At 73.1% G+C, this 7,716-nt stretch carries 8 protein-coding genes; 6 read left to right on the forward strand and 2 right to left on the reverse strand.

The window, feature by feature from the left end; genetic code table 11:
• Nucleotides 1-54: 54 nt before the first annotated feature.
• Nucleotides 55-807: an RDD family protein gene (locus SSNG_RS21545; RefSeq protein WP_007266003.1), complete on the reverse strand. Its 753-nt coding sequence runs from the start codon at nt 805-807 to the stop codon at nt 55-57.
• 252 nt (nt 808-1,059) lie between these two features.
• Between SSNG_RS21545 and SSNG_RS21550 the strand changes: the two genes are divergently transcribed.
• The gene (locus SSNG_RS21550) at nt 1,060-1,920 is read left to right on the forward strand and encodes a bifunctional methylenetetrahydrofolate dehydrogenase/methenyltetrahydrofolate cyclohydrolase (RefSeq protein ID WP_007266004.1); all 861 of its coding nucleotides are present in this window, start codon (nt 1,060-1,062) and stop codon (nt 1,918-1,920) included.
• A 7-nt stretch (nt 1,921-1,927) separates the two neighbouring features.
• Nucleotides 1,928-2,593 (forward strand): DUF3017 domain-containing protein, encoded by a 666-nt coding sequence (locus SSNG_RS21555; RefSeq protein ID WP_007266005.1) that lies wholly within the window; start codon nt 1,928-1,930, stop codon nt 2,591-2,593.
• On the opposite strand, the gene SSNG_RS21560 is transcribed toward SSNG_RS21555, so the two are convergent.
• Nucleotides 2,580-3,473, reverse strand: coding sequence for a LysR substrate-binding domain-containing protein (locus tag SSNG_RS21560; RefSeq protein ID WP_007266006.1), 894 nt, complete (start codon nt 3,471-3,473; stop codon nt 2,580-2,582). The two genes, SSNG_RS21555 and SSNG_RS21560, sit on opposite strands and share 14 nt — an antisense overlap.
• Before the next feature lie 71 nt (nt 3,474-3,544).
• On the opposite strand from SSNG_RS21560, the gene SSNG_RS21565 reads away from it, so the two are divergent.
• From SSNG_RS21565 to SSNG_RS21580, 4 genes are all read left to right on the forward strand, one after another.
• On the forward strand, nt 3,545-4,159 hold the full coding sequence (locus tag SSNG_RS21565; protein WP_347232458.1) for a short chain dehydrogenase: 615 nt from the start codon (nt 3,545-3,547) through the stop codon (nt 4,157-4,159).
• A 238-nt stretch (nt 4,160-4,397) separates the two neighbouring features.
• Nucleotides 4,398-5,387 carry a malate dehydrogenase gene (locus SSNG_RS21570; protein WP_007266008.1) on the forward strand — a complete coding sequence of 330 codons (990 nt, stop codon included), beginning with the start codon at nt 4,398-4,400 and terminating at the stop codon, nt 5,385-5,387.
• Between the two features lie 135 nt (nt 5,388-5,522).
• A complete protein-coding gene (locus SSNG_RS21575) occupies nt 5,523-7,265 on the forward strand; it encodes a hypothetical protein (protein ID WP_007266009.1) in 1,743 nt (580 codons plus the stop codon).
• Entirely contained in the window at nt 7,255-7,632 is a 378-nt protein-coding gene (locus SSNG_RS21580; protein WP_007266010.1) for a hypothetical protein, read from the forward strand. The genes SSNG_RS21575 and SSNG_RS21580 overlap by 11 nt, the downstream gene beginning before the upstream one ends.
• The last annotated feature ends 84 nt before the right edge of the window (nt 7,633-7,716 follow it).

Below are 7,716 nucleotides of genomic sequence, written 5' to 3' on the forward strand. Positions count from 1 at the left end.
CTGCGGGACGCGGCCTTCGCCGTGAGCGGTGGGTACTGCTGTACTGCCTGCTGCTTACTTCTTGACGACGATCGTGCCGGCGGCACGGTCGTGCCAGCCCTGGAGCTTGCCCGAGTTGTCGAAGAAGGGGGAGAGGTAGACCAGGAGCTGGCCGATGCCGCAGAGGACCGAGCCGACCATCGGGATGATCCAGCGGATGAAGCCGCCGCCGATGCCGGGGACCTGGCCCGTGTTCTCCTTGACGACCTTCAGGCCGAGGGCCATCTTGCCGACGGTGGCGCCGACGAAGGCGATCATCAGCCATTCGTAGAGCAGGGTGGCGAGACCGAGGATGAGCAGACCGCCGAAGAAGGCCGCGAAGATGCCGCCCGCGGCCTCGCCGGCCTGGGCCGACGCCTCGTTGAGGCAGGTGCTGTACTCGGGGGACAGCGGGTCGATGCCCGAGCAGTCCTTGATGTCGCTGGCCGCACCGAAGGCGCCGGCGAACACGACGGAGCTCAGGATGAAGTACAGGACACCGATGATCAGACCGTCGATCACGCGGGCGCCGAAGCGGCGGCCCATCGTGGCGACCTGGACGGTGCCGAGGCCGGCGACGTTGATGTAGCCGTTGTTGGCCTGGAGGGTACCCGGCGCCTGGGGCGGGACACCGTAGGGCTGCTGGCCCTGCTGCGGGTAGCCGTAACCGGGCTGGCCCTGCGGCGGGACGCCCTGCGGGGCCTGCTGCGGGTAGCCGTAGCCGGGCTGGCCCTGCGGCGGCTGCTGAGGCTGCTGCCCGTAGGGGTTGTTCGGGTCGCCGAAGCTCATCTGGGTCTTTCCTCCGTGAAGTGCGGGGACGCACGGCACGCTGGAGGACACTTGCTTCTGCGGTACGCCCCCCGGCACTGCCCGCGGCACTCTTTCCGATCGACTTGCTGCCCGTCATCGTGGTGGGCCCGCACCGGGCTTGTCCAGTTGGTTGCCGGGGCGGGCCAGACTTGTTGTGCAAGTGCAATCAAGAGCGCGATCCGGCCGACGTCCGAGTGGAAGCCGGGCCGCCCCATCCGGGAGGATGCCCCCATGACCGCCCAGATTCTCGATGGCAAGGCCACCGCGGCCGCGATCAAATCCGAACTGAAGGCCCGTGTGGAGCAGCTGAAGGCACGGGGCGTCACCCCCGGCCTCGGCACCCTCCTGGTCGGTGACGACCCGGGCAGCCGCTGGTACGTCAACGGCAAGCACAAGGACTGCGCCGAGGTCGGCATCGCCTCCATCCAGCGCGAACTGCCCGCGACGGCCTCCCAGGAGGACATCGAGGCGGTCGTGCGCGAGCTGAACGACGATCCGGCCTGCACGGGCTACATCGTCCAACTCCCGCTCCCCAAGGGAATCGACACCAACCGCGTCCTGGAGCTGATGGATCCGGCCAAGGACGCCGACGGCCTGCACCCGATGTCGCTGGGCCGGCTGGTCCTGAACGAGCAGGGCCCGCTGCCCTGTACCCCGTACGGGATCGTCGAGCTGCTGCGCCACCACGGGGTCGAGATCAACGGCGCGCACGTCGTGGTGCTCGGACGGGGCATCACCGTCGGCCGCTCCATCGGGCTGCTGCTGACCCGCAAGTCCGAGAACGCCACCGTGACGCTGTGCCACACCGGTACGCGCGACCTGGCGGGGCTGCTGCGCCAGGCGGACATCGTGGTCGCGGCGGCGGGCGTCCCGCACCTGGTGAAGCCGGAGGACGTGAAGCCGGGCGCGGCGGTGCTCGACGTCGGCGTCAGCCGCGACGAGAACGGCAAGATCGTCGGGGACGTCCACCCGGGCGTCGTCGAGGTGGCGGGCTGGCTCTCCCCGAACCCGGGCGGTGTCGGCCCGATGACGCGGGCGCAGCTGCTGGTGAACGTCGTCGAGGCGGCGGAGCGGACCACCAGTGCGGGCTGAGCACGACGTGAGCGGTACGGACGGGGCGCCCGGCGGGTCGCCCCGCCCGAAGGAGGGGGCGGGGGCGGCGGCCGACCGGAAGCCGGGCCCGGCCCCGGCGCCCGGCAACGCGTCCGGCCCCGGCGGGAAGCCGGGCCCCGGCGGGGAGCCCGGCTCCGGCAAGGCGTCGGGTCCCGGCAAGGCGTCGGGTCCCGGCGGGGCGGACGGCCCCGGCAACGCGTCCGGCCCCGGCAAGGCGTCTGACGCCGGGCGGGCGGCGGGGGCGGAGCGGTGCGCGCCGGCGGCCGCGCGGTCGCGGCGGTTCCCCACCGTCACCCAGGACACGGCCCGGCCCGAGGGCGGCGGCCGCGCGATCCCGGGGGCGGTGTCCACGCCGGCCCGTCAGTGGCCGATGCTCAGCGTCCTCGCCGCCACGGCGGTGGGGCTGCTGACCACGGCGGTGGGGCAGGCGCGGGTCGGCTGCCTGGTGATCGGCGTCGCGCTGATCGCGGCGGCGGTGATGCGGCGCGTCCTGCCCTCGGTGGGCATGCTCGCGGTGCGCTCCCGCTTCACGGACATGATCACGTACGGGGTGCTGGGCGTGGCCATCACGCTGCTCGCCCTGGTCATGGAACCCGGGCCGTGGCTGCACCTGCCCTTCCTGGAGAGCGCGGTCCGCTTCACCGTCCGCTGACGACCTCCCGCAGGGCGCCCAGGGCCGCGGCGACCGCCGGGCGGGTCTCCGTGCCGGCCCGGACCAGCGCCTGGAGGGTCCGCCCCCGGCCCGGCAGCTCCACCACCGCCGTGCCGGGCGGCGGCGCGTCGCACAGCAGCTTCGGCAGCACCGACGCGGCCCGCCCGGCGGCGACCAGCCACAGCCCGGCCCGCAGGTCGGAGCACTCGTGCGCGATGCGCGGGGTGAACCCGGCGTTGCGGCAGGTGTGCACGAGCATCTCCCGGCAGCTGCTCGGGGCGGGCGCCGAGACCCAGTCGGCGTCGCGCAGCGCCGCCGTCCCCTCCCGCTCGTAGGCCGGCAGCAGCGCCTCGGGCAGCGCCAGGCACAGCGGGTCGTCGAACAGCGGGACGGCGGTGGTCCCGCTCGCGGGCGCGGCGCCGAGCAGCGGGTACGCGTACGTCACGGCGAGGTCCAGGCGGCGTCCGCGCAGCCGCGGCACGGCCTCCTCGGGGTCGGCCTGGACCACGCGCGGCCGCAGCCCGGGATGGCGCCGGGCCAGCAGGGCCACGAGCGGCGCGGCCACCGTCGCCAGGGCGCTCGGGGCGCAGCCCACGTACAGCTCACCCGCCGGGCCCGTGTCCAGGGCCCGTACCGCCCCCTCGGCCCGTTCCAGCGCGGCCAGCACCGGTTCGCAGGCGGCGGCCAGGGCCGCGCCCGCCGGGGTGAGCCGCAGGCCGCGCCCCTCCCGTTCGACGAGGGCGGCGCCGGCCTCGGCCTCCAGGGCGCGCAGCTGCTGGGAGACCGCGGAGGGGGTCACCCGGTGCAGCTCGGCGACCACGGTGACCTTCCCGTGTTCGGCGAGGTCCCGCAGGATGACCATCCGCTTCACATCAAGCATGAGTTCAGCTTAACGATGGGTGTAGCCGAAGTAGCTGGACTTCACGATGGGCGGGGCGGATGCTCGTCGTCATGAACGCTCCCCTGAAGGTGCTCCTGGTCGGAGCCAACGGAACCCTCGGCAGCGCGGTCCGCACGGCCCTGCGCGAGCGCGGCCACGAGGTGGTCACCGCCTCCCGCAAGGACGCGGACGTGTACGTCGACATCACCGACCCCGAGTCCATCCGGGCGATGTACGACGCGGCCGGCCCCGTCGACGCGGTGGCGAGCGCCGCCGGCAGCGTCCCGTGGCGCCCGCTGTCCGAGCTGAGCACCGCCGACGTCCGCGAGGGCCTGGAGGGCAAGGCCGTCAGCCAGGTCGAGCTGGTCCGCCAGGGCGCCCCCCGGCTCCCCGCGCACGCCTCCTTCACCCTGGTCACCGGGATCCTCGCGCGCGAACCGCTGCTCACCGGCTCGGTCGCCTCCCTCGCCAACGGCGCCGTCGAGGCCTTCGTACGGGCCGCCGCCATCGAACTCCCGGGCCGCCAGCGGATCAACGCCGTCAGCCCGACCGTCTTCACCGAGTCCCTCGACGCGTACGGGGACGCCTTCGCCGGCTTCGACCCGGTACCGGTCGCCCGCGCCGCGAACGCCTACGTGAAGTCGGTCGAAGGACACCGGACGGGTGAGGTCTTCCGAGTGGAGTGACGGCCGGGAACGGGGGCGTACACCCGTCCGGACCTTCGAAACCTCCGCACCCGGGCACCCGTGTGCCGTGGACCACAGGGTCCGGGGGATTGGGGGCCCCGCGGGTCGGATAGCCTGACCGCGGATGTCTCTTCACGTCAAGATTCACAGGACAGGGAAGCGGCGTCCTCCCCAGCCATTTGGGGTCCAGCACATGGGGCGGGGACGCCCCACCGCCAGCTGTCTAACGGAGAAGGCCATGACCCGCACTCCCGTGAATGTCACTGTCACCGGCGCCGCCGGCCAGATCGGCTACGCGCTGCTCTTCCGCATCGCGTCCGGCCACCTGCTCGGCGCGGACGTGCCGGTCAAGCTCCGCCTCCTGGAGATCCCCCAGGGCATGAAGGCCGCCCAGGGCACCGCCATGGAGCTCGACGACTGCGCCTTCCCGCTGCTCAAGGGCATCGACATCTTCGACGACCCGAACCAGGGCTTCGACGGCGCCAACGTCGCGCTGCTCGTGGGCGCCCGCCCGCGCACCGCCGGCATGGAGCGCGGTGACCTGCTCTCCGCCAACGGCGGCATCTTCAAGCCGCAGGGCGCCGCGATCAACGCGCACGCCGCGGACGACATCAAGGTCCTCGTCGTGGGCAACCCGGCCAACACCAACGCGCTCATCGCGCAGGCCGCCGCCCCGGACGTACCGGCCGAGCGCTTCACCGCGATGACCCGCCTGGACCACAACCGCGCGATCACGCAGCTGGCCCAGAAGACCGGCTCCGACGTCACCGACATCAAGCGCCTCACCATCTGGGGCAACCACTCGGCGACCCAGTACCCGGACATCTTCCACGCGGAGATCGCCGGCAAGAACGCCGCCGAGGTCGTGAACGACCAGGAGTGGCTGGCCGACACCTTCATCCCGACCGTCGCCAAGCGCGGCGCCGCGATCATCGAGGCCCGTGGCGCCTCCTCGGCCGCCTCGGCCGCCAACGCCGCCATCGACCACGTGCACACCTGGGTCAACGGCACCGCCGCGGGCGACTGGACCTCGATGGGCATCCCGTCGGACGGCTCCTACGGCGTCCCGGAGGGCATCATCTCCTCCTTCCCCGTCACCACCAAGGACGGCAAGTACGAGATCGTCCAGGGCCTGGACATCAACGAGTTCTCCCGCAAGCGCATCGACGCGTCCGTGGCGGAGCTCGTCGAGGAGCGCGACGCTGTCCGCGCCCTCGGCCTGATCTGATCCACCCGTCCTGAGCAGGTCCTTCACCCGAAGGCCTGACGGTACGAATCCCGAAGCGCCCCGCCCAAACACGGCCGGGGCGCTTTGGCGTGAAAGCGGCTGTCCAACCATGTAGGTGGAAAATAAGGTCGCCCGGTGACCGACCACCTGATTCCCCCTCAGTCCGGCGGCGGTGACGCCGGAGCGGACCCGCACGGCGGCCGTCCGCCGGTACACCCCTCCGTCAGCGAGGCCGGCCGCCTGCTGTGCGCGGGTACCTACCTCGACGCCCTGTACCGCGATCGGGTGATCGACGAACTGTTCGTCCACGAGGAGCGCATCGCCGCCCCCTCCTACGGCTTCGACGCCGCCCGGGTCCTGGCCCACGCGCTGCGGGCCCGCCGCATCGAGCTCGGCTGGGCCGCCGGGGTCATCGGGGCCTGGTTCGTGGGGTCCCTGCTGACCGGCTGGCAGCTCACGCTGCTGCTCGTCCCCTTCCTGCAGCTGAGCCTCGCCAACTGGCTGAGCGCCCGACGCAGCCGCGTCGTCCGCACGCTCGGCCTGGTCCTGCGCGTATACACCTGGGTGTGGCTGGTCTTCATCGTCCTGTCGGTCTGGACGGCCATGAGCGGCAACTTCACCGCGCTCTCCGCGTTCCTCGAGGTCTTCTCCTTCTTCTCCGACGACGCCGCCTACGCGGCCGCCAACCTGGCGAGGCCCGGCGCGAGCGGCTCCCTGAGGGGGTGGCTGATGCCGCTCGTCTTCGCGGCCCTCGTCACCGTCGTCGGGCTCCAGCGCGGCCACGCCGCCCGCATCGTCCTGCGCGAGCTCTCCCCGTCCCGGTACGCCGACCACGCCGGCGACCCCGCCGAGGCCTCGCAGAGCGCCCGCTTCGCCCGGGTCCGCGCCCGGATCCGGCGCGAACAGCACGCCCCGCTGGTCATGTACGACATCAACGCCCCGTTCACCGGGGCGGGGGAGGCCTTCCGGCCCTGGCAGCTCTCCGTGGAACTGCGCCCCCGCGACGACCTCGGCCCCGGCCGCAAGCCGCAGCCCGTCACCAACGCGCACATCGTCGGACGCATCACCCCACTGCTCCAGGCCCTGCGCGTGCCCTCCCCGCACGGCTCGCGCGAGGCCCAGGAAGCCGTACTGGACCGGCTGCGCGAGCTGGCCGTCGACGAGTGCGTGTTCCTGCCGGCCGCCGGACTCCCGCACCGCGACGCGGCCCCGCTCTCCCCCGGGCAGTTCGCCGAGCACCGCCTCGGAGCCATGGAGGAGGGCGGGGAGCGGCGTCGGCACTTCCTGCGCATCCGGGTCGGCGGCTGGGACGAGAACCTCGTCGTCACCGTCTTCGTACGGGTCCACACCCAGGGCGGCATGCTGATGCTGGAAGTGGCCCCGCACGTGCTGCTCCCCGTGCGCGCCGGGTTCCAGAACGCCGACGCGGCCGCCCAGCGGCTGCTCAACAACACCTGGCTCGGCAAGGCCTCCGACGCGCTCGCCGCCACCCCCGGCTCGTTCGCCGCGTCCGTCGCCACCCTGGGGCGCGGATACCTCAGCTGGAGCCGGATCGCCACCGGCGGCCACGGCGGCGCCCGCCCCGAGGGGCCGGGGCTGTCGGTGCGGGAACTCGCCGCGATGGAGGACGGCTCCCTCTTCCACCTCATGGACCTCGACCGGTATCTGAAAACGATTCAGGACCGGGTGGTCGGCGGGGTTACCGTCGCCCTGCACGAAGCCGGCTGGCACACCGAGGAGTTCGCGCGGCGCGCGGTCACCGTCGCCGAAGGCGGGGTCTACATCCAGTCGATGAACAACAGCGCGGCCAGCTTCGGCGGCAGCAACAACACCAACACCAGCGGTACGAGCGGCAAGGGGAGCAGCGGTGGCAGGTAACGACGACGCGCACGGCATCCGGATCGGCGACGTGCACGGCAGCGCCTTCAGCTTCGGCGGCAGCAACAACACCAACACCGTCCACCACCACGCCGAAGGCGAGCGGGACCGGGCGCCCAGTGCCGCGGAACTGCTGGAGGGCGTACGCGAACTGCGCGCCGCCCTCGTACGGCTGCCCCGCAGCGCCGAGCGCGCGCAGCTCGACGCCGAGCTCGACGAGGCGGCGGGGGAGCTGGAGGAGGCCGAGGAGATCCGGCCCGGCCTGCCCGCGCGGCTGCGCGGGGCACTGGAGCGGTGGGCGCCGCTGGTGGAGACGCTGAGCGCGGCCACCGCGCTGGGCGGGCTGCTCGCCTCGCTGGGAGGCTGACCGGTGCCTTCGTCCGACGGCGCCCGCTGGGACCCGCAGTCGCAGCGCTGGGAGTGGGGGCCGGCTCCGGCGCGGGGGGCGGGG

This window comes from Streptomyces sp. C (genome assembly GCF_000158895.1).
GTDB classification, from domain to species: domain Bacteria; phylum Actinomycetota; class Actinomycetes; order Streptomycetales; family Streptomycetaceae; genus Streptomyces; species Streptomyces racemochromogenes.